Origin of the sequence: Dysgonomonas sp. GY75 (genome assembly GCF_015234155.1) — a bacterium.
GTDB classification, from domain to species: domain Bacteria; phylum Bacteroidota; class Bacteroidia; order Bacteroidales; family Dysgonomonadaceae; genus Dysgonomonas; species Dysgonomonas gadei.
In genome coordinates this window covers 251,425-274,024 of sequence record NZ_JADCLQ010000036.1, presented here as the reverse complement: position 1 = coordinate 274,024, position 22,600 = coordinate 251,425, and the positions used below count along the sequence as shown (strand labels likewise).

The window sequence follows — 22,600 nt, the reverse complement described above, 5'->3', positions numbered from 1 at the left end:
ATTATATTATCCTATTTGTTGGATTAAATTAGCAAAATCATCTTTTGACACAGCGAGTTTATTATGTATTTTCAATTTGTAGTTATATACAGTTTGAGGGGAATAATGAAGAAAACTTGCAATTTTACTACTATCGTTTATCCCTAGTCTAATGAGTGCAAATACCCTAAGCTCGGGAGTCAGTATATCATCGCTTTTAGGGGTGATATGCTCATCCTCCTTCAGTAGGGCATTGAATTCATCAACAAAATCCGGATATAGGTTTAAGAAGATTATATCGAAATTTCTGAAGAACTCTTTTAATTCATCTGATACTAATGATGTTGAGCTGGTTGTCTTTAATGCATCATCTATTTTTCCTGTTTTTAATTTCCTGTTTACATTGATACGATAAGTTTCCATTTTGTCAATGTAACTGGAACACAAATTGAAAACATAACCAATATATTCTTCTTTGACCAGATTGGATTCGGAAAGTTTCTTGTTGAGGCCATTAAGCTCTGTATTCATTTGCTTTACCTCTTCATACATATCTTTTATACGCTTTCGGGCTTGAGATAGCCTGGTAAGCTGTTTGTATATGTATATCAGGGAAATGATAAGTACAGCCGATAATATGGAGATAAGGACGAGATACTTCTTTAAATTGCTTTTTTCCTGAGTTACTTTCTTGTCGTATGCAGCTACTATGATCGGTAATGTTTCGGATATTTCTAATGTTCTGAAACGGGCTTTACTGAAAGTGGCATCTTCCATCGAACATTTAATATATGAATATGCCCTGTCCAGATCACCTTCTTTATACAAGATTACGGCAAGTTTCCGTAAGGAAATATAGCTTTTTACTGCCCTCCTGAGATCTGAAGTCGCTGAAATTATCAGATATTTTTTTTGCTGTTCGGTATTTCCTAATTTTTCATAGATGTCGGACAGTCCATATGCCAATGATCCAACTATTGATTCATTGTTTTTATTTTCTTTATAGCATCTTGTCATTAGTGACAAGGCCTCATCGTATCGTCCTAATTCGACTAGTTTACCATTTTCTACAAGAAGGTATCCTATCGATTTAGGGTCGTTTACCTGCAAAAGGGAATCTTTATATTGGCTAACTAAATGTTCGTAATGATTCTTTTCATTTTGTGCTAATGAATTTTCGAATAATAAAGAATAGGTAGAATGATAAAAATGGTAATAATAAGGCAGTTGATCCTTATCCAATCCATTTCTGTTTATTTTATCTGCAATATTAAAAGCCTCTTTATACATACCCATTATACCAAGAATCTCCGCGATATTCATACTTGCCGTATACTGATATTGTATATTTCCGATGCTCAGGGCTATGTCATGCTTTTTAGTTGCCATAAAAAGAGCCGAATCCATATTGTAATTTCTGTACTCTCTGTAAAGACGGTGATAAATATTATGAGACTCTTCTGCATCGGAAGTCTGAGTCAGCTTTGTTTTAAGGCTATCTATCCTCAATTCTTTTATCATATTGTATTGGGGCCGGTTTTTTATAGTCAGATCCAGTTCATAGAGAAGAGAATCCAACTGGCTTTTTGCTCCGGACATAGATAAAAAGGAAAAGAAGAAAAATAACATTAGAAAGGGATGTCTCATGTTCTATAATTTATAGTCAGTCAATGCAAATTCATCTATTCCGGCTCTTCAGCTACCAGTATGATAAAATTGATGTGAGTAAATGCAAAGTGTAATCTTATACAAATAATTGTTTAGATTCCAGTAATTCATAAAAGTAGTATTTATTCATTTGACATCAGTAAGATATTTTCTTAATTTTCTATTGTTATGCAGAATGATCGATAATAAACGAAAATAGACTAGTCCTAAATAACTTTTAAAGGTTAATAGGACTAGCCACTGTAACTACTCATTAAATAACTTACACCTCTTTGCAATAGATGAAGTATATCAGTCTTTTATATTTTTCAAAATGCGTTCCGCGTCGAGTTTCCCTTTTTCCAGAATACTTTCCATCAGTACCGGAGCCCCGTTCTGCCGTTTACTTTCGTTCGATGCTTCCATGAATGTGAATATCTCGATTGTTTCTTCAGGGTCGATAGGTACTTCTTTCGTCTTAAAGAATTGCAGGATTTGGTCGAGTAAAACTCCATAACCTTTATAGCCATCGGCCTGTACTACCTTTGTACTACAGAAAACCGTACCTCCAAAGTAATTATGACCTGTACGGATACTACGGAATGTTCCTATCCTGCCATCTGCCCATACACCTGTAACTACACTGAAATCCTTTGTAGATAAACGGCTGACTTCTATACATCCGGTTCCCATAACAGTGTATAACGTTTCCACACCATGGATGCCGTACCACGTGAAATCGGCATGACTCGGTTCGTATGCATCGGGGGAATAGCAGTCCGCTCCAATCACTTTTCCGTGATTGCCTTTTCGTATTTCCTGATTTATGGGAGAATACCGGAGGGCTGAAGAAGAAAATACAGGTACATTATACTTCTTTGCCAGTTTGAATATTGCAATTGCTTCAGCCAGATTGGCCGCGACCGGCTTATCTATAAATACAGGTTTACCCGCTTTGAATACTTCAAGGGCCTGCTCTAAATGCAGATTGCCATCATTGGTTTCGAGAAGTACACAGTCTACCTGTTTGAGCATTTCGGCAATTGAAGACGTTATCTTTACTCCGTGATTCTCGGCTTCTTCAATATAGCCGGGTATGCGTTTTGCACTGCTCTCTATTGTTTTCGAACCGTAAGGATAAGCTGCTACAATCTTAAATCCTTTGTACTGTTCAGCTGCATTTTTATTATTCAACAGTTTGATAAATGCAGGGGAGTGTGATGTATCCAGTCCTATAATTCCCAGTTTTATTACATCTTGGGAATACAATCCTGCTGATATAAACAGAAAGATGATTGATATTACTATAATTCTTGGTTTCATATGGCGATAATTATTATAAGGTTAAGGTCTGAGACCTATTTATTATTTTGGCTGTCCTCACTGAACTAATAAAGAGGCGCTATCCTTATCGAGATATAGGATAACATCATCCTCAGTTCTTAGTATAGATGCCGGACAAGCCTCCGAAATATCTCCGTTTATCATATTATAAACAGCCTGCGATTTGGATTTGAACGGAACTATGCAGTACAGATACCGTGCTGACAGCAAGGCGGGTATAGTCAATGTCAATGCTTGTTTCGGCACATCTTCTATTCTGACAAAGCACTTGTCGTTTACTTGCTGCTGCCTGCACATTTCGTCCAGTGTGACGGCTTTAACCATCTCTGTATCATTAAAGTCTGCAACATGAGGATCATTGAATGCGATATGTCCGTTTTCACCTATGCCCAGACATACGATATCAGGCGGATAATTCTCCAGCAAGGCCGTATAGCGTATGCATTCCTCGTCAGCCGGTTTATTTCCGTCAAGATAGTAAATATTGCGGAACGGTAATAGTCCGAATATCTCTTTTTTGAGGAAATTGCCAAACCTTTGTGGTGCATCGTCACTCAAATTAATATACTCATCGAGATGAAAAGCATTGATTCTACCCCAATCTATATCTTTATAGCTAACCAGTTCTTTTAGAAATTCAGACTGAGAAGGAGCTGCCGCAAAAATCATATTGATATGTTCACTCCGGCTGAGAAGCTCTTTTATTTGCGTAGAAACATCCAACGCAGCATTGACTGACATTTCCTTAGTTGTGGTATATATCTTTACCGTCAACTTGTTCTTTTTAAAGATCATGATTTAAGATTATTGTTTTGTGTATAAATTACTTTACCTTTTACGATTGTTGTTTGTATCGAGATATTGGAATCGAAAATAATAATGTCGGCGTCCTTACCCGGTTCAAGGGAACCTTTCGTCTTATCCACGCTGAGGATACGTGCCGGGTTACGTGTTATCATCTTTATGGCATCGAATAAAGAAATTCCGGCAACTTCTACCATCGTGCGCACGAGCCGGTCGGCAGTAGCTACACTCCCGGCAAAAGCGCTGCGGTCGGGCAGTTTAGCCACACCGTCTTCAACGATTACCGCCTGTCCTTTGTCCTTGCTGCCTAATATATATTCCCCGTCAGGCATGCCTGCAGCTCTCATAGAATCGGTACATAATACAATATTATCGATGGACTTAAATTTACATACATACTGGAGCAATGCCTTAGGCAGGTGTATTCCGTCTGCAATAATTTCCACACTCATATCATCTATCATATAAGTGGCTTCGACGGCTCCTGCATAGCGGTAGGCATTGCGCCGGGTGATCGTGGACATACAGGAATAGAGGTGGGTAACATGAGTGAAACCGTTTTTGTATGCCTCGATAACCTCTTCGTAAAGTGCGTCAGTATGCCCGAGTGAGGCCAGAATACCTTTCGAATGTAACAATCGTCCCAATTCTAAAGCGCCATCCAGTTCAGGCGCCATACTCCAGCGGATGATGTGTTTCTCTCCGTGGGCTAATATCAGGTTATATTCTTCCGGCTCCGGATTTCGCAGGTATTTAGGATCTTGAGCGCCCCGTTGATTGTAGGCAAAATAAGGCCCTTCGAGATGCAATCCCAGTAAGTCGGCACCATCTGTATTTTGCTCTTTTGCCTGTTCGTATACAGCAAATGTATCCAGCAATTCTTCTGTAGTACTGGTCAGTGTAGTAGGAACAAGGCTGGTTGTTCCATAACGTGCATGCGTACGGGCCGATCCCAGATATGCCTCCACCGTATTGTCCATGAAATCATGTCCCCCTGCACCATGTGTATGCATATCTATAAATCCCGGAGAAACATAGTTCCCTTTAGCATCGATTACTATATCAGAATCGTTATATTTGCCAAAAAGACCTTCCCCTATCTGCGATATAATGTTGTCGGTGCATACGACAAAGCCGTTTTTTAGTATCCCTTCAGGCAGGATTAAAGCAGCATTTTCTATTATAGTTCTCATTTCAGGTTTTGATTTTAGTAATCGGTTAGGACTGATTAAACGATAGCTCAAAATTAAGCTTTTATATTTTCAGAATATGGTTTGTAATGCGAATGACTGTTCTCATAAGACGTCAAAGTTTCAGTAGGAACATGAAATCCTGACCTTTTATACTTAACAGCATTCAGTTAAAGAGAAGGGTTTGCCAATGCGTATCATCAGCCATTATCAACTCAAAAAGGTAACAAAGGTAACAGAGAAAACAATTAATAATTAAGAATGAAAAATTAATATTTAGCTTGTCATGTTGAGAAGAGCAGGGTATCCTGTTTATAAAAAACTCCGTGTTACTCCTTTTACTTTGTGTTTAAATAAAAAGTAACAAAGGTAACACATGTTTCAGCTTTTAGCTGATAGCTATTAGCCGTTAGTCTAAGCTATTACACAAGAGACTTTACAGTATACAGAAATATAGTTCTTTCAACTCATTACTCATTGCTCAAAACTTATTACTTGTTAAAAGGTAACAAAAGTAACACCTTTTCACTATTTCTTTACATTACAACCTGTTGTCCAATAACACGCTTGTTATCTGTGTTATATAGATAAATGTTTCAGAAAAAGTAACAACCGTTTTTTACCTAAAAAATTCCATACGCAAATAATTGAAAACTACTTTTACGTCTTAACGTGTTTGTCGGAGAAGATCAGTTCTTACTGCTTCTTATACAATTTCCTGTATTCCGCAGGCGATATGGATTTATACTTCCGGAATATCCGCGATACATTTTTGAAATCATCGAATCCGGCTTGTATAGCAGCATCCGGTAAATGTTCGTCGGTGGTTAACAGTAGTTTGATAAAATGATTGATACGATGATCCAGTACACATTGGTATATAGATGTACCCACTAAGGCTTTAAATTTTTTCTCAAGCACCCTTCTCGATAAAGGAACAATGTCGACTATATCATTCACAGATATTTTGTTGCTGTAATTTTCACTGATATAATCCAGTATTGTCCTTATATGTTCGTCCGAAACAGCATATTTATCTGTCGACGACCTGTTTTCTATATACAGGGGTTTGACTACTATATTGAAGGCTTCGTTTATCTCTCCTTTGATATATTTGTCGAGTAGCCTGGCCGCCTGATAGCCGCCGTTTTCTACGTCGAGTACTATAGACGATAGAGTGGGAGTGGATAAGTTACATAATAATGTATCGTTGTCTACACCAAGGATGGCTACTTCGTCAGGTATATTGATATTATATATATTACAGGTTTCCGATATTTGCAGTGCGTAATAATCATCGCAAGCGAAAAGTGCAGTAGGCTTAGGTAGTGCCTGAAGCCACTTTCCCATATATTCTGTGTTGTAAAGCCATTCTTTATTGTCGGGGTTTTTGTTTTCCAGTATTTTGCATTTGTATCCGGCTTTTTCAATCCTGTCCTTATATCCTAATCCTCTCTCACGGGACCAGATCGCATTGGGATATCCATAATATGCAAAATTACGATAGCCTTTTGCCAGAAAGAAGTCTGCCGCCATAACACCCGTTTCGTAGTAGTCTCCTGTCAGATTCGAAATAGATTTATTCCTGTCGCGGTAGTTTTGTACGATAATAGGAATATCCAGGGTTTCGAATAACTCGAGATTAACGTCCCGCAATTGTGCTATTATAGCATTTGCCTTCCATTTCTTTGCAAAGTCGGCAACTCCGGCTTCTCCATACATCATTTGATAATAAAGAGGCATTCGCAGGAATGACCATGGGCCTGCTTCTCTCGAATAACGAATAATACCCTCCAACAGCCGGCGGCTGTAGCCACTCGAAAAATCTGTCAATACAAGTATCTTTAGCATAGTTAGATAGGTTTAGTTTAAAACTTTTTTATTTAAGGCCGATAAGGTAATTGTACAATAGAACAGATAAAATTTAAGCTGGTTTCAAATCTTAAAAATAATCTAAACATTGTTTAATCGCCCGAATATTCAAATTTAATTTTTATATTTCCAATCAGAAAGCTAAGTAAAGTTATTTATATACCTCAACCTGATATTTAAACTATAATAGCAAATACGAAACTATATTATAAATATAATATGGAGTTTTAGACTTGAAGAAGTATAACGGCTCCACATATTTTTTTTATATCAGGCCGGAAATATTCAGTGGCTAAAGATAAAAATAATTTGTAAATGAAATTAATAAGTAATAGAAAGTATTTGATGCAACATTTTTTAATCATAACCGGCTTTTGCTGTTGCAGATAAAAAGTAATAAATAGGTCTGAGACCTCCTTGATATTGATATCATGCTATTAATAGATTATTAACATAAAATTCAAAATACGAAAAAATAACGCTCTCGACTATTTATATGTATCAATAAATTTATAGTTAAATATATTGTAATACAGTCTGTTGTGAGTTTGTGGAGACAATCGCTATATTTACCGTTAAATTTAATATTATTTGTCTTTAATGCGAAAAACGGTATCCGTAATGATCAGTATATCTGATAATATATGGATAATAAAGGCCTTGGAGTGCTACAGGCTGATGTTGACGTTTTTTGAGCATACTAAGGCGTCATTTGAGTTCGGTTTTGGATCAAATAAGAGTTTCTTTGTATTTAGGTAACTAAGGATCAAATTTAACCTCTATAAAACACATTATCATGAGTACACGACGTGATTTCATAAAAAAAGCAATTGTGAGCACATCAGCCCTTTCATTCGGGGGAGTTTTAAACGGTTTAAGTGCGAAAAGTTATTCCAATATCAACGGGGCAAACGACAAAATACGTGTTGCCGCAATTGGAGTTAATTCGCGGGGCGGGGCTCTGGCCGCAAACTTTGCGAAACAAAAAGGTTGTGAGATAACCTATATATGTGACGTAGATAGCCGTGCTATCGCCAAATGTTCCGATGCTGTAGCTAAGATTCAGGGATTCAGACCGAAAGGCGAAAAGGATTTGCGAAAAGTGCTGGAGTCGAAAGATGTGGATGCAGTTATTATCGCTACACCCGACCACTGGCATGCTCCTGCGGCTTTGATGGCGATGCAGGCAGGCAAAGACATATATCTGGAAAAACCATGTAGCTATTGCCCCGAAGAAGGTGAAATACTTATCAACGGCGTGGCAAAATATAACAGGGTGCTGCAAATGGGTAACCAGAGACGCTCCTGGCCAAATGTACAGGAAGGTATACAAGCCATTAAAGAAGGCATTATCGGTAATGTACACTTCGGGAAAGCATGGTATACCAACAATCGCACTTCGATAGGTACAGGAAAAGAAGTTGCCGTACCCGAATGGCTCGACTGGGATCTGTGGCAGGGACCTGCGCCACGTGTTGCTTATAAAGATAATATAGTGCATTACAACTGGCACTGGTTCTGGCGTTGGGGAACAGCCGAATCAATGAATAACGGCACACATATGGTCGATATACTGCGTTGGGGTATGGAACTGGAATATCCTACAATGGTGAACTCGGCGGGAGGCCGTTATTTCTTCAAAGACGACTGGGAAACTCCGGATACTCAGGTGATAAATATGGAGTTCGGCAAAAGCAAATCCATGACTTGGGAAGGCCGTAGCTGTAACGGTCGTACCATCGAAGGCAGTAGCGTAGGCTCTATGTTCTACGGAGACAAGGGTAGTATGCTGATTACCGGAAGTGACGGTTACAGGATTTTCGATCTGGATAATAAAGTGGTAAAACAACAATACAGCAAGATTGAGATAGATCCGCGCAACCTGATGAATCCTGCCGAAAGCCTTGACGCACTGCATATAAACAATTTCTTTGATGGTATCAGAAAAGGAGAAAAACTGAATTCCGACATAGTTTCAGGACATAAAAGTACATTGCTGATGCAGGTCGGTAACATTGCTCAACGCGTAGGACGTCAGTTGAACATAGATTCCGCGAACGGACGCATCATGCATGATACTGACGCGATGAAATACTGGAGCCGCGATTATCAGCCAGGTTGGGAAATGAAGTTGTAAATGAGTTTTTTAATCATTAAATTCTGAAATCTTTAAATCTTGAAACCCCAAAACACCCATGAGCCAAATAAACAATCAACAATTAAACAAACGTAATACAACCATTGCAATAGTTATTGTAGGTGCGATGTTCTTTATCTTCGGTTTGGTCTCATGGGTTAATGCGATCCTTATCCCATACTTTAAGATTGCATGTGAATTGACTCACTTCGAATCGTACTTCGTGGCTTTTGCCTTTTATATAGCCTATTTCTGCCTGTCTATCCCATCCGCCCATATATTAAATAAAGTGGGTTACAAACGGGGGATAATGTATGGCTTCTTCTGTATGGCTGTGGGGGCGGCATTATTTATCCCTGCTGCTCTGACCCGCACATATGGTATATTCCTCGCCGGATTGTTTGTAATAGGTGCCGGGCTGACTATACTCCAGTCGGCGGCCAATCCGTATATAACGATTGTAGGGCCTATCGAGAGCGCAGCCAAGAGAATAAGTATGATGGGTATATTCAACAAATTTGCGGGTATAGTTTCCCCTCTCATTTTTGCAGCCGTGGTACTCAAGGTAACAGACAGCAGCCTGTTTACCCTACTGGAATCCGGTACATTGGACGAAGCCTCCAAGAATATGATGCTCGATGACCTTATCCGCAGGGTAATAAAGCCTTATGCTATCTTATCCGTATTGTTGTTTCTCTTTGGAGTATTTGTACGTTATTCCGTATTGCCCGAAATCGATCCTGAAGAAAATAATAAAGAAGAGGAGAATTGTACTCACAAGAGGACTTCCATCTTTCAGTTTCCATATCTCATTCTGGGTGCATTTGCTTTGTTCGTTCATGTAGGGACACAGATTATAGCCATCGATACCATTATCAGTTATGCGGGTTCAATGGGGATGAATCTCTTGGAGGCCAAGGCTTTCCCTTCCTATACTTTGACGGCGACCATAATCGGTTATATGATAGGAATAGTATTGATCCCAAAATATGTCTCTCAGACGAGGGCGTTGCAGGTATGCTGTACACTCGGTTTGTTATTGTCTTTCGCCATCATTCTGGTAAGTAAGGAAGTGGTTATTCTCGGCCATGACAGCACCCTTTCCATTTGGTTTTTATGTGCGCTGGGATTACCTAATGCCCTTATCTATGCTGGTATATGGCCACTGTCGATAAAAGGATTAGGCCGCTTTACAAAGATAGGGTCTTCACTGATGATCATGGGGCTGAGTGGAAATGCTATTATGCCGATAGTTTACGGAAGTTTTGCCGACATCTGGAATTTGCAACATGCTTATTGGGTATTGATCCCATGCTACATATACCTGATATTTTTTGCTGTATACGGACATAAGATTCAATCATGGTCATTGAAACCAAAAAATTAAGCCACATTTGATATGAAATACTTAAAATATATATTCTGTTTTCTTCCGGTTCTGATTCTAATGACAGCTTGTAATATGCAATCGAAAAGTAAGAAATTTAACGGTTCGGAAGGAGAAGTCCACTTGATCACAGTAGCTCCTGCACACTTCCATGCGGCTTTGTTGCAAAAAACGATGTTGACGCAACTCAACTACAATGTACAGGTATATGCTCCGAACGGGCCCGAACTGAATAGCTATGTGGATATGATTAATTCATATAACACCCGCGAGAATAATCCCACATATTGGAACCTTAAAGTATATACAGGGGATGATTTCTTTGAAAAAATGCTCTCCGATAAGAGCGGAAATGTTGTCGTGCTGGCAGGAAACAATCAGCTAAAGACTGATTATATCCTCCGCTCTGTCGGTGCAGGATTAAATGTCCTTGCCGACAAACCGATGGCAATAGATAAAACTTCTTTCGAACAATTGAAAGAAGCATTTACACTTTCTGCAAAGAATGATGTACTTTTGTACGATATCATGACCGAACGCTATAATTTTATCAATATCCTGAACCGGGTGCTTATGCAGGATAAAGAACTCTTTGGCAATATTACTAAAGGTACGCCCGAGAATCCTGCTGTAGAGATGGAAAGTATACATCATTTCTATAAAATAGTATCGGGAAATCCTCTTACCCGTCCTGCATGGTATTATGATGTGGAACAACAGGGCGAAGGGATTGTGGATGTAACCACGCATCTGATAGATATAGTCAACTGGAAATGTTTTCCTGAGGTTGCGCTGGATTATAAGAAAGATGTAAAAGTAACGGATGCCAGCCATTGGGCAACACCGGTCACTTTAGAACAATTCCGTCGTTCTACAAAGGCCGAGCAATTCCCGGATTATTTGAATAAATATGTAAAAGACTCCGTATTATACGTTAATGCCAATGGTACAATCAGCTATCAGGTAAAGGGAGTGAATGTCGGTATAAAAGTAGTATGGGATTATCAGGCATCTGAAGGTGCCGGAGATACACATAAGACAATTATTAACGGGACCAAAGCGGTACTGTTAGTATTACAGGGAAAAGAGCAAGATTATAAATCCAGGCTTTATATCAAAAAGGGAACAGAAGCTACCGATAACGATTTCAGGAAGAATATTGAAAGAGCAATCAATGACCTGAAGAATATTTATCCCGTATCGCTCAAAGAAGCATATGACGGCATGTTGGAGATAGAAATATCACCGAGTATGGACGACGGGCATGAAGCACATTTTTCGAAAGTAGCGGAGAAGTACTTCAACTTTCTGATTACCCGAGAAATGCCTGATTGGGAAGTACCCAATATGCTGGTAAAATATTATATAACAACTACCGCCCTCGAACTTGCTAAAGAAAAAGATTCAACGCATTGAGGCAATTAAAGAGATGATATTAAAAAAACAATATAGACGATGAAAACACAAAATTTATCTCGCAGAGATTTCCTGAAGAATATGGGTGTAGTAGGAGGGGGAGGACTTCTGTTATCTTCTTTACCTTTACTGCATGCATATGCCCAGAAAAAAGAGAAGGATGTAGCCGGATCTAAAGCGCGGCTCGCAATTATCGGTACAGGCTCGAGGGGAATGTATCACATCAATCATCTGTTACAGATTCCTCATGCTGAAATCGTGGCCATATGTGACATTTACCAGCCTCATCTGGATAATGCGGCAAAATTATGCCCAAAGGCCAAGCAGTATAAAGATTACAACGACGCGATTAATGCGCCCGACGTCGATGGTATCCTTATCTCTACCCCGCTTCATCAGCATGCGCCTATTTCTATAGCCGGACTTAAAGCCGGAAAGCATGTATTTTGCGAAAAATCGATGGCAAGAACTATCGAACAGTGTAAAGAGATGTATGAGGTCTATAAAGAGAGCGGCAAAGTATTGTATATTGGCCTGCAACGCTTGTTTGACCCTAAATACCTTAAAGCTCTGGAACTGATACAAAACGGAACAATCGGTGAGATCGTAGGGCTTCGCAATTTTTGGTACCGGAATAACGACTGGCGCAGGCCTGTACCTGAACCATCGTTGGAAAAACAGATAAACTGGCGTTTGTACAGGGAGTCTTCCGGAGGCTTGATGACTGAACTTGCGTCGCATCAGCTACAGATGGGTACTTGGGTAAATAAATCCCTGCCTGATTACATTACAGGCTTCGGTGATATTCTTTTCTGGAAAGACGGTCGCGAAGTTTACGACAGTGTAAGCGTTATTTACCATTATTCCAACGGCTTGCGTATGACATTCGAATCTATTATATCTAATAAGCATTATGGAATGGATGAGCAGGTACTCGGTCATAAGGGTACACTCGAGCTTGCTCAGGGACTGTTATATATGGAAAATCCAAAACCGGCTCCGGGAATACAGCAACTGATAAATCAGATAGAACATAAGGTATTCGACAGTATACCGTTTGCCGGTCCCAGCTGGGTGCCTGAAACTGCATCTAAGGCAGTGGGCGAACCAATTTTAGACAATATTCAGACACATGACGGCTCTAATACAACGGGTGCTGCTGTGGATGACGGCTCACTGGCTCTCGTATCGGCTTATTGTACTTCCGTTATCACCGGAGAATCGATGCCGATGCTTGTCGAAGAAGCATATTATGCATCTGTTCTGGCACTGTTGGGAAATAAAGCTATGGAAGAGCGTTCTGTAATAGAGTTCCCTAAAGAATACGAAATACCTTACTTATAATAGACACTGATATGAAAGATATTAAAATAAAAATAACAGCGAAAAGGCAACGGACAGAGTTAATCATATGGGGAGCCTGCTTTGCATTTGCTTTCTTATTGAATGTATATTCCATTATTGTTTTTGATACGGAGTGGAAAGAACTATATACACAATTGTTATGGGTGCTGAGTCTGAGTATAGGTTTCTATTTCTTAATCCTGTTTTTCCGGTTGTTATACTGGCTGATACGTAGTTTAATCCGTAAGCAATCAACTAATAAAACGACTGAATAATGAGACTGATATTGTTTGCATTTCTGATTTTTTCCTTTCACCCGGGTATTGTATTTGCACGGGAATCAAAGAATCTTGAAAATGACGATAAATCCATTGTAGTCAAACCGGAAGATTTTGAAGGAAAGAATATATCCGAAAAGATTTCTAATGCACTTGGCTTTCTGAAAGAGTGTGATGGCGGCACCATCTTGTTCAAAGATAATCCTGTTTACCTTATATCTGAAGCTATTGCTTTGCCATCCAATACTACAATGATAGTTGACGGATGCAAAATAAAGCTGGGAGACCAGATTTTCGATAATGTCATTCGTTCCCGTAATCTCGATATAGATGAACAAAATCCGAATAGCTATGTAAAACAGCTATTGCCTGCCAAGGATATCAGGATTGTAGGTAAGAACGGAGCAATAATTGAAGGTGCCGAGAACTTCTATGAAGGAGTCAATCCCAAAACAGGCATCAAAGAAAAATGGCTGGGTGACTACTGGGGCTGGAGAAATTTCACAATCTTGTTTTCTTTTGTAGATGGTTTTGAAATATCCGGACTGAAAGTGCAGAAGACCCATAGCTGGGGCATTGTACTGACCAACGGATGCAAGAATGGCCATGTCAGTAATCTCGAGTTGCATACCACTGTAAAAAACGGGGACGGAATCAGTATAATACAAGGAGGGTCTGATATACTGATTGAGAACATTACAGGAGAAACATCCGACGACTCCATTATTCTGGCAGCCTTCGACGAATCGAGATGGAGCAATAACAAATATGTATTTCCTCTCTTGCCTGTCAGATATTCCGATTATTCCTATGGCGGAGATATACATGATATTACCTGCCGCAATATTGAAACGTCGGGTATACACCATGTAATGATTCTTCTCCCTTCGCAGCCGAAGATATATAATATTTATTGTTCCAATATCAGCGATGGACCCAAAGGCGGTAAGCGAAAAGTCATGCGTATCTACGGGAACGGACAATATGGACAAGGCTTCAAGCCGGGGAATATGTACAATATCTATATGAACGACATTCTTTCTTATAAAGCGGATATAGCACTGGAGTTTCTCGCTCCCGTTCATAATTCGCATTTTAATAAGATCACGCAGCTCAAACCCGGAGGAAAAGATGTCCAGACTGACCCGGAGAATGTGAATGTAAGAATAACGAATACGGTAAAGAAGTAGACCAAAAACTGACGAATTTATGATAAACACACCGCAAAATGAACGGGAGTTAAACGACTTAGTTTCTCAACCGTCAGGCCAGCTTATTGACTTTATCAAAGGTCTTTCCGGTGATATTTCTATATTGGGAGCAAACGGAAAGATCGGATTATCCTTGTCCCTTATGGCAAAAAGAGCGATAGAGATGGCCAATGTAGATAAGAAAGTGTATGCTGTTTCCCGATTTTCATCAGATGAGGGAAGATTATTACTCGAAGAACATGGTATTGAAACCATTGCCTGCGACCTGAATGACAGGGAACAGGTGAAGTCGTTGCCAAAAACGGAAAATGTAATATTTATGGCCGGACGGAAATTCGGAACACAGGGTTCTGAACCATACACATGGGCCATGAATGTACTAATGCCTGCCGTGTGTGCCGGGCATTACAAAGATTCGAAGATAGTTGTCTTCTCCACAGGTTGTGTCTATTCATTAGTATCTAAAGATACAGGCGGGTCTGTAGAGCCTGACCGCCCCGATCCGGTAGGGGAATATGCCCAGTCTTGTCTGGGACGTGAACGCATATTCGAATATTATTCCCTTACAGAAAAAACGCCGGTATTGCTTTTGCGTCTGAATTATTCTACCGACCTGCGCTATGGTGTTTTATGCGATATCGCAAAGAAGATATGGAATGATGAGCCGGTAGTAACAGATTGTGCCTATTTCAATATATCATGGCAAGGGGATGTAAACAACTATACTTTGCTTGCTTTGAGTGAATGTTCGTCTCCTGCAAATTATTTAAATATAACAGGCCCTGAAATACTTTCTGTGGCAGAAGTTGCAGAGGAGATGGCAAGCATAATGGGCAAGAAGGTCATCATCAAATGTACCGAAAATGACAGGTCGTATCTGAATGATGCCGCAAAATCGTTCAGGCTCTTTGGCAAACCTTCTGTAACAGCGAAAGAACTTATCCGCATGCAGGCAGAATGGATTATGCAGGGTGGAAAAGATATCGATATACCCACTCATTTTGAAGTAGGTGACGGTAAATTTTAGGTGATAGACCTTAAGGTAGATGTATGAAAAAAAGTTTTATCAGGGTATATCGTAGGGGCGAAATATCTTTCGCCCAAAATAGAAAAATCTCCGGGCGAACGATATCTCACCCCTACAAAACGCCATAAAGGTACTAGATAAAATTTCATGCGTTTGCCCTGAGAATATTAAAATATTGATTCATATTAATTACTAAAATACTTCTCTATGAAAATCACAGATATCGATATAGACTTACTGAATACATTTCGAAAAGGAACCGTTATTCCCGCCACTCCTCTGGCCTTGACCAAAGACCGTAAATTGGATGAACGGTGTCAGAAGGCCCTTGTCCGTTATTATATCGATTGCGGGGTGGGTGGAATAGCTATCGGAGTTCATTCCACACAATTCGATATTCGAGAACACGGAATGTATGAAAGCCTGCTGACTCTTGTATCCAAAGAAATAGACTCTTGGTCTGGCTTACAGAATAAAAAAATACTGAAAATAGCAGGCGTCTGCGGAAAAACCGAACAGGCCGTCGGCGAAGCATCCTTTGCTGTGTCGGCAGGTTATCATGCAGCGTTGGTAAGTCTTTCCGCACTGAAAGATAATTGCCTTGATGATCTTATTAAACATTGTCGAAGAATTGCCCCAATAATGCCCATTATAGGTTTCTATATGCAAACTTCGGTGGGCGGAATCGTGTTACCTTTTGAGTTTTGGAAGGAGTTTGCTTCTATTCCGAATGTACTTGGGATAAAAGCAGCTCCTTTTGATCGATACAAGACTTTCGACGTAGTCAGGGCGATTTGCGAATCCGGAAAAGAGGATGACATAACCCTATATACAGGCAATGACGATAATATCATCATAGATCTGCTTACAGAATACAGAATTGAAACGGCGAAAGGTGCCAAATGTATGAGAATAAAAGGCGGATTACTCGGGCATTGGTGCGTATGGACGAAAAAAGCCGTTGAGCTTCTGGATGAAATCCATACAATTATCGCTTCCGGAAAAAACATACCCGCCGAATTATTAACACGGGCCGTACAGGTTACGGATTCGAACGCGGCATTTTTCGATTCCAGGAATAATTTTTCCGGCTGTATTCCCGGCTTACACGAAGTCTTGTTCAGGCAGGGGCTTATGACCAATGTCTTATGTCTGAATACAGAAGAAGTATTGTCAGATGGGCAAAAAGATGAAATATCCAGAGTGTACAGGTCTTATCCGCATCTGAATGACGATGAATTTATCCGGATGAATCTTAATAAGTGGTTAATGTAAACGGCGATAATGATATGAAGATAAAAATTCCTTTTTTTCAGCAACTGTTATCATCGTTCGGCCCCGGACTCATAACGGCAGCACTGGTTTTAGGTCCGGGTACTATTACTGTTTGCAGTAATGCCGGTGCACTTACCGGTTATACCATGTTATGGGTGATTGCTGTTTCCAGCTTGTTTATGATCAGTATGACAAGAGTTGCAGCCAAGATGGGATGTGTATCTCCCGTTTCGTTGTTGACTAATATCGAAAATAATTATGGCCGTATAGTAGCCATACTTGTAGGCTTCAGCGTTTGTTTCAGTTGCTCGGGATTCCAGACAGGCAATACAATCGGACTTGGCATATCCCTGAGCGAACTTTTTGGCGGAAGCCTTCCTCTATGGACAGTTATATTCCTGATTGTCACCCTTGTTTTTATATGGACTTCCAACAACTTTTATTCATTACTGGAAAAGACAATGATATTTCTGGTGATGATAATGATAGTCGCTTTCGTAGGAAACCTTTTCTTCATAGATATTGACGGGGGAAGTCTTTTAACAGGACTTATCCCGTCTATTCCGTCACCATCGGATAAAGCCTTATGGATAGCGGTTGCCTCTACCTCGTTTAGTGTTGCCGGAGCCGCCGGGCAAGCATATATGGTGCAGGGGAAAAAATGGAAAGCCGAAGATCTTAAGAAAGGATTGAGGGATGCTACTTTCGGTATTCTCATCCTGAGCGCTTTAGGAGCTATCATAATTATTACTTCGGCAGCGATTATGCACCCTAAGGGCTTAACTATAAAAAATGCCGTTGATATGGCACTGCAATTGGAACCTTTTCTTGGCTCTTTCGGTAAGTGGCTTTTCCTTATAGGCTTGTTTGCCACATCTTTTTCGTCATACGTTTCCAATGCGGCATTGGGTGGAATGTTCCTGTGTGAAGCATTGCATCTGGGTAAATCTATAAATGACCGCTGGGTAAAAGTATTTGCTTCCGGCATATTGGTTTTGGGTACAGTTATCGCGATCATATTTGGTTCCAACCCTATTCAGCTGATTGTTTTTGCACAATCTATGACGATATTCGGGGCGCCCATCGTGGCTGTAGCGATTCTGTTTCTGTCTAATAACAAGAAAGTGGTAGGAGAATACCGGAACTCCCATATTCTGAACATCGTTCTGGCCATTGCTACGGCATGGGCAATATTTATTTCTGTAAATCAACTTATTACTTTAATTCAAAACTAAGTAATTATGGAAAAGATGAAGGAAGCCGTTGAAAAGGCAATAGACCGGAATGCAGCTGAGGTTATCGGGCTAGTAAAAGATATAGAACAGCATCCCGAACTGGGCTTTCAGGAACATCGTACCTCCAAAATCGTAGCGGATTACCTTTGCGGATGCTCTTATGAAGTAGAAGATGGATTGGCTTTAACGGGGTTGAAAACTTCATTAAAATCCGGAAAAAACAAATATACCGTTGCATTCATCGGAGAACTGGATGGCATCATCTGTAAAGATAGCCCTAAAGCATCGCCTGCCGACGGGGCAACCCATACCTGCGGGCATAATTTGCAATTGGGTATTCTGATGCTTATAGCCAAAGCGATGAAGGAAGCCGGTATAGCCGGGCAGTTGGATGGGAATATTTCGTTTATGGCTATCCCTGCCGAGGAGTATATCCAGCTGGAATACAGGCGGCAACTCCGGAAAGAGAATAAAATAAAATACCTGAGTGGAAAACAGGAGTTTATCCGTCTCGGACTATTCGATGATATAGATGCCGCTATAATGCTTCATGCCCAACCAAACAGTGAAGAAGCATCGATACATATATACGGGACAGGCAACGGATTCGAACTGAAAGATGTTCATTGCAAAGGAAAAACAGCCCATGCCGCTGCTGCACCCCATGAAGGGATAAATGCGCTGCATGCACTTATTCAGGGGATAAACAATATCAATGCTTTACGCGATACTTTCCGTGACGAAGATCATAGCCGCATACATTATATTATCACCAAAGGCGGGGACAATGTAAACAGTGTTCCTTCCGATACAGCCCTTCAGGGATATGTACGTTCGGCTTCCATCCGGTCGATAAAGGAACTTTCCTCAAAATTCGATAAGGCGTTCCTTTCCGCAGGGGAAAACTTCAACGCCAAAATGTCGGTCTCCACATCTGCCGGATATATGCCTCTTATCTGTAACCATTCCTTGAATGAAATTTTTGTAAGCAATGTTCGAAACTTCCTGCCCGAGGATAAGATTTATAATAAAGGACACTTTATGGCTTCGACCGATCTCGGTGATTTATCCCATATTATACCGGTTATTCAGCCGATGATGGGAGGCATAAAGGGAGGCTTGCATTCTCCTGATTTTGAAGTGGTCGACTATAACGCTGCTATAACACTCCCGGCAAAGATAGCTGCTAATACAATTATTGATTTACTGACTAACGATACATTGTCTACAATATTAGAGAGTTACAAACCAGAACTGAGTAAAGAAGAATATCTTCAACTGATGGATAAAGACATAAACAATGAATAATAGGAAATACATATTACATTTTATTGTCTTCCTGATATTATTAATATCAGGTGCAAGCGTATCTGCGCAGAGTTATAATATCACCTTGCCTGTAGATATAGCAAAGGTTAATAATAAGACTACAAAAACAAGATATAAATCAACTTCTCCGAAAACGAAATATGTGACATTGAAAGACGGAGTAGGCGAGAGGGTAAGTAATGACACCGAATCGGAACCGGATATTACATATAATATAAATGTTCCCGGAGCAGGGAAATACAGAATCTTTGCTGATGTGGTCAGAGATGAAGAAATTAAGCCGGGGATGACAGTTGAAACACGACTAGTTAAACTTAAAATAGACGATCAGCGCATAACGAGAAGAATTGCATCTAATCTTCATCAATATTCAGGCCATGATCTGGGGACATTCAATCTCAAACCAGGGCAGGAATTGAGAATATGGCTTCCGGAAAAAATCTTTTTCGAAGCGATCAGGATAGAATCTTATATTCCGGAAGAGGTTCCTGCCGAGACAGTAACTTACATACCAACGATAACACCTCCTGCAAGTCATCCTCGACTATGGGTTAACAAAGATAACTTGTTCGAAGTCAGAGAACGATTGACCAAAGGTGAGAACCTTGCTATATGGAAGGAAGTGGAGAAGGTAGCTAAAAAACCGTTCTATTTTGAGTTTGATATACGGAAAGAAATATTCCATAATAATGAACTGGAAGACGTAGCAATTATCAAAGCATTTTATTATCTCATGACCGGTGACCATACTGTTGGCAATGAAGTGGTGCGCCTGATGACCGATTACTTATCAGTCCTTGAGTATGGAAATGTAAGATATGGTGATATCACCAGGGAGATAGGTAAATCTATCTATACGGCAGCGCTTACATATGATTGGTGCTACGACTTGCTGAATGAGAAAGATAAGCAAGCCCTCTATGAGAATATGATGCGGCTTGCCCCCGAAATGGAAATCGGATGGCCTCCCTTTAAAGAAAACATTGTAAACGGGCATGCCAGTGAAGCCCAGGTTAACAGGGATTTACTGGCAATGAGCATAGCTATATATGACAAGAATCCGGAACCCTATAAATATACATCTTATCTGATGCTTGAAAAGGTTATTCCGATGCGGGCATTCGAATATCAGTCGCCCCGTCACAATCAAGGATTTGACTATGGAGCATACAGGCATGGATGGGAAATGCATGCGGCATGGATGTTTTACCGGATGGCGGGAATCCGTATATTCGATGATAATATTTCCGATCTTAGAAAATACTGGGTGTATATGCAGTTACCAAACGGAAACAGGCTTTCCGACGGAGATAAGTTCTCAAAGACTCATGTGTCTTATCCGGAGACATTATTACTGGACTATGCTTATGCAAACGATCCTGTAACAAAAGGAGAATTTGAACGCCGTGGAGGACTATCCAGAGCTAAAGATAATCCTGTTCTTTTTCTTTTGGTAAACAATCCGGATCTAAAAGCGAATCCAAGTTTGGAGTCACTCCCTCTGACAATAGATTTTGGACCTGTTTTGGGAAGTATGATTGCCCGTACGGGATGGGATATGGGTAAAGAAAGCAATGATGTCGTTGCTGAGATAAGGGGTGGTGGATATCATTTTGGTAATCATCAGCATGCCAATGCCGGATCTTTTCAGATATATTATCGCGGACAGCAGGTATCAGACCTTGGTATTTACAGGGCTTATGGTACACCTTATGACTTTAATTTCTATAAAAGGTCGGTGGCTCACAGTATGATGTTGGTTAAAGACCCTGACGAAAAGCTGGAACACAGGACAACAATTAATGATGGAGGAAGCCGTTTCAACCAAAGGACGCCGAGAACTCCCCACGAAACGAAAACAGACCCGTGGTTCGATTATGGAACTGTGCTTTCTACAGACTTTGAAGCCAATGCTCAAAAACCGTCATACAGTTATTTCAAAGCCGACCTTACTGCTGCCTATTATAGCAAAGTAAGCAATTATACCCGTAGTTTCTGCTTCCTGAATCTGGATAGAGAGGATATTCCGGCCGCTGTTATAGTGGCTGACGACCTCACCACATCGAAGGATAGTTTCGAAAAATATTGGAAAATCAATACACTCAATAAGCCTGATTATTCGGGAACGGGCGCCATATTACACAATAGCATAAACGGCCTTACAGGCAAGACTCATATGGATATGTTGCTTCCATTACCGGAAGAACGGAAAATAGAAATATCAAGCCTGAAAGATTCTTCAAGTGTATTAGGCCCGCAGTATCAGATAAAGTCGGCTTTGCCTGAAACGGAAGGTTATCAGGTTGTGGTATATCCCAGAGAGAATAAAAGAAATAGCCGCTTTCTCACAGTTCTTCAAATGGCGGCAGATGATACAGAACCATTACCTGTAGACTTCAATGAAGAAGACAATAGATATATTCTCACTCTACAAGACCGGATAGTGTGTATGAGTGCAGATTACAAGCAGATACAGAACCCATTTACTTTAGTTGTAAATCAGGATGTTGAGTTTCAAATTCTGGTTGCTGATCTGAATCCCGGTTTCTGGCATGTTTGTTACAAAGGAAAAAATATAGACCTGAACTTTAAGGTTGAACCGGGAAAAAATACAATTTTCTTCAAAGGAGGAAAAGGTGAATATTATATTGCTCCGGGACGAAAATACGAACTCACTAAATAGAATCATAATTTCTTTATTATACAATCAGCAATCTTAGCAAATATCTCCTTAATGTATTGTATGTCAGGCGTGACATGGACTCGGTGCTCTTATATCCCTGTACAGTTTTGCGATCATTGAATAGCTTGTCCTGATATCCCTAATGCAGATTCAAGCATAAATTCAGAATGACGTAATATGAGGATTCTTTAACTCGAATGTGACATGATGAAAATGAAAGAATAGATATTTTTGTTTATAGTGCAAAGGGATATGTAGGTCTAGCTGTAGTTCTTGAAGAAATCATGATTTTCATGAATTAAACTCGTCAAAATATGAATATCAATATTGATAGATAGATGTATGATATACTGCTTTTTCATCCATCATTAAATTGACATTCGTATTTAATAGTAAATAAAATGTTACTATAAACTCTGATAATTATGAAATAAGAAAGATG

The 22,600-nt window shown here is 40.0% G+C and carries 16 protein-coding genes; 11 read left to right on the top strand and 5 right to left on the bottom strand.

From position 1 onward, the window contains the following. Nucleotides 1-6: 6 nt before the first annotated feature. The 5 genes from IR083_RS13645 to IR083_RS13625 form a co-directional block, all read right to left on the bottom strand. Nucleotides 7-1,578: a DUF6377 domain-containing protein gene (locus IR083_RS13645; protein ID WP_242052416.1), complete on the bottom strand. Its 1,572-nt coding sequence runs from the start codon at nucleotides 1,576-1,578 to the stop codon at nucleotides 7-9. A 360-nt stretch (nucleotides 1,579-1,938) separates the two neighbouring features. Further along, the gene (locus IR083_RS13640; protein WP_194224722.1) at nucleotides 1,939-2,949 is read right to left on the bottom strand and encodes a Gfo/Idh/MocA family protein; all 1,011 of its coding nucleotides are present in this window, start codon (nucleotides 2,947-2,949) and stop codon (nucleotides 1,939-1,941) included. A gap of 57 nt (nucleotides 2,950-3,006) precedes the next feature. After that, nucleotides 3,007-3,765, bottom strand: a complete 759-nt coding sequence (locus IR083_RS13635; RefSeq protein ID WP_194224721.1) for a glucosamine-6-phosphate deaminase — start codon at nucleotides 3,763-3,765, stop codon at nucleotides 3,007-3,009. Then, nucleotides 3,762-4,967 carry an N-acetylglucosamine-6-phosphate deacetylase gene (gene nagA / locus IR083_RS13630; RefSeq protein ID WP_194224720.1) on the bottom strand — a complete coding sequence of 402 codons (1,206 nt, stop codon included), beginning with the start codon at nucleotides 4,965-4,967 and terminating at the stop codon, nucleotides 3,762-3,764. Before nagA ends, IR083_RS13635 begins: the two co-directional genes overlap by 4 nt. A gap of 693 nt (nucleotides 4,968-5,660) precedes the next feature. Then, nucleotides 5,661-6,815, bottom strand: a complete 1,155-nt coding sequence (locus tag IR083_RS13625; RefSeq protein ID WP_006799811.1) for a XylR family transcriptional regulator — start codon at nucleotides 6,813-6,815, stop codon at nucleotides 5,661-5,663. 817 nt (nucleotides 6,816-7,632) lie between these two features. Here IR083_RS13625 and IR083_RS13620 point away from each other — a divergent pair. The 11 genes from IR083_RS13620 (at nucleotide 7,633) to IR083_RS13570 (ending at nucleotide 22,158) form a co-directional block, all read left to right on the top strand. Then, nucleotides 7,633-8,973, top strand: a complete 1,341-nt coding sequence (locus tag IR083_RS13620; RefSeq protein WP_194224719.1) for a Gfo/Idh/MocA family protein — start codon at nucleotides 7,633-7,635, stop codon at nucleotides 8,971-8,973. A gap of 58 nt (nucleotides 8,974-9,031) precedes the next feature. Next, nucleotides 9,032-10,360: a sugar MFS transporter gene (locus tag IR083_RS13615; protein WP_194224718.1), complete on the top strand. Its 1,329-nt coding sequence runs from the start codon at nucleotides 9,032-9,034 to the stop codon at nucleotides 10,358-10,360. Nucleotides 10,361-10,372: 12 nt separating this feature from the next. Continuing rightward, the gene (locus IR083_RS13610) at nucleotides 10,373-11,776 is read left to right on the top strand and encodes a putative oxidoreductase C-terminal domain-containing protein (protein ID WP_194224717.1); all 1,404 of its coding nucleotides are present in this window, start codon (nucleotides 10,373-10,375) and stop codon (nucleotides 11,774-11,776) included. Nucleotides 11,777-11,815: 39 nt separating this feature from the next. Then, nucleotides 11,816-13,120 (top strand): Gfo/Idh/MocA family protein, encoded by a 1,305-nt coding sequence (locus IR083_RS13605; RefSeq protein WP_006799806.1) that lies wholly within the window; start codon nucleotides 11,816-11,818, stop codon nucleotides 13,118-13,120. An 11-nt stretch (nucleotides 13,121-13,131) separates the two neighbouring features. Next, on the top strand, nucleotides 13,132-13,395 hold the full coding sequence (locus IR083_RS13600) for a hypothetical protein (protein ID WP_194224716.1): 264 nt from the start codon (nucleotides 13,132-13,134) through the stop codon (nucleotides 13,393-13,395). Further along, on the top strand, nucleotides 13,395-14,588 hold the full coding sequence (locus IR083_RS13595; RefSeq protein WP_194224715.1) for a hypothetical protein: 1,194 nt from the start codon (nucleotides 13,395-13,397) through the stop codon (nucleotides 14,586-14,588). Before IR083_RS13600 ends, IR083_RS13595 begins: the two co-directional genes overlap by 1 nt. Nucleotides 14,589-14,607: 19 nt before the next feature. Beyond that, nucleotides 14,608-15,636: an NAD-dependent epimerase/dehydratase family protein gene (locus tag IR083_RS13590; protein WP_194224714.1), complete on the top strand. Its 1,029-nt coding sequence runs from the start codon at nucleotides 14,608-14,610 to the stop codon at nucleotides 15,634-15,636. Between the two features lie 207 nt (nucleotides 15,637-15,843). Next, on the top strand, nucleotides 15,844-16,911 hold the full coding sequence (locus IR083_RS13585) for a dihydrodipicolinate synthase family protein (protein WP_194224713.1): 1,068 nt from the start codon (nucleotides 15,844-15,846) through the stop codon (nucleotides 16,909-16,911). A gap of 14 nt (nucleotides 16,912-16,925) precedes the next feature. Continuing rightward, complete coding sequence (locus tag IR083_RS13580; protein ID WP_194224712.1) at nucleotides 16,926-18,146, top strand: Nramp family divalent metal transporter; 1,221 nt, start codon at nucleotides 16,926-16,928, stop codon at nucleotides 18,144-18,146. A gap of 6 nt (nucleotides 18,147-18,152) precedes the next feature. Beyond that, nucleotides 18,153-19,454, top strand: coding sequence for an amidohydrolase (locus tag IR083_RS13575; protein ID WP_242052415.1), 1,302 nt, complete (start codon nucleotides 18,153-18,155; stop codon nucleotides 19,452-19,454). Beyond that, complete coding sequence (locus IR083_RS13570; RefSeq protein WP_194224711.1) at nucleotides 19,447-22,158, top strand: hypothetical protein; 2,712 nt, start codon at nucleotides 19,447-19,449, stop codon at nucleotides 22,156-22,158. The genes IR083_RS13575 and IR083_RS13570 overlap by 8 nt, the downstream gene beginning before the upstream one ends. Nucleotides 22,159-22,600 lie beyond the last annotated feature (442 nt).

What these genes read in the sequence shown, in the direction of transcription:
- IR083_RS13645 (WP_242052416.1), bottom strand. Translation starts at nt 1,578, where the DNA reads ATGTCCGGAGCAAAAAGCCAGTTGGATTCTCTTCTCTATGAACTGGAT.
- IR083_RS13640 (WP_194224722.1), bottom strand. Translation starts at nt 2,949, where the DNA reads ATGAAACCAAGAATTATAGTAATATCAATCATCTTTCTGTTTATATCA.
- IR083_RS13635 (WP_194224721.1), bottom strand. Translation starts at nt 3,765, where the DNA reads ATGATCTTTAAAAAGAACAAGTTGACGGTAAAGATATATACCACAACT.
- nagA (WP_194224720.1), bottom strand. Translation starts at nt 4,967, where the DNA reads ATGAGAACTATAATAGAAAATGCTGCTTTAATCCTGCCTGAAGGGATA.
- IR083_RS13625 (WP_006799811.1), bottom strand. Translation starts at nt 6,815, where the DNA reads ATGCTAAAGATACTTGTATTGACAGATTTTTCGAGTGGCTACAGCCGC.
- IR083_RS13620 (WP_194224719.1), top strand. Translation starts at nt 7,633, where the DNA reads ATGAGTACACGACGTGATTTCATAAAAAAAGCAATTGTGAGCACATCA.
- IR083_RS13615 (WP_194224718.1), top strand. Translation starts at nt 9,032, where the DNA reads ATGAGCCAAATAAACAATCAACAATTAAACAAACGTAATACAACCATT.
- IR083_RS13610 (WP_194224717.1), top strand. Translation starts at nt 10,373, where the DNA reads ATGAAATACTTAAAATATATATTCTGTTTTCTTCCGGTTCTGATTCTA.
- IR083_RS13605 (WP_006799806.1), top strand. Translation starts at nt 11,816, where the DNA reads ATGAAAACACAAAATTTATCTCGCAGAGATTTCCTGAAGAATATGGGT.
- IR083_RS13600 (WP_194224716.1), top strand. Translation starts at nt 13,132, where the DNA reads ATGAAAGATATTAAAATAAAAATAACAGCGAAAAGGCAACGGACAGAG.
- IR083_RS13595 (WP_194224715.1), top strand. Translation starts at nt 13,395, where the DNA reads ATGAGACTGATATTGTTTGCATTTCTGATTTTTTCCTTTCACCCGGGT.
- IR083_RS13590 (WP_194224714.1), top strand. Translation starts at nt 14,608, where the DNA reads ATGATAAACACACCGCAAAATGAACGGGAGTTAAACGACTTAGTTTCT.
- IR083_RS13585 (WP_194224713.1), top strand. Translation starts at nt 15,844, where the DNA reads ATGAAAATCACAGATATCGATATAGACTTACTGAATACATTTCGAAAA.
- IR083_RS13580 (WP_194224712.1), top strand. Translation starts at nt 16,926, where the DNA reads ATGAAGATAAAAATTCCTTTTTTTCAGCAACTGTTATCATCGTTCGGC.
- IR083_RS13575 (WP_242052415.1), top strand. Translation starts at nt 18,153, where the DNA reads ATGGAAAAGATGAAGGAAGCCGTTGAAAAGGCAATAGACCGGAATGCA.
- IR083_RS13570 (WP_194224711.1), top strand. Translation starts at nt 19,447, where the DNA reads ATGAATAATAGGAAATACATATTACATTTTATTGTCTTCCTGATATTA.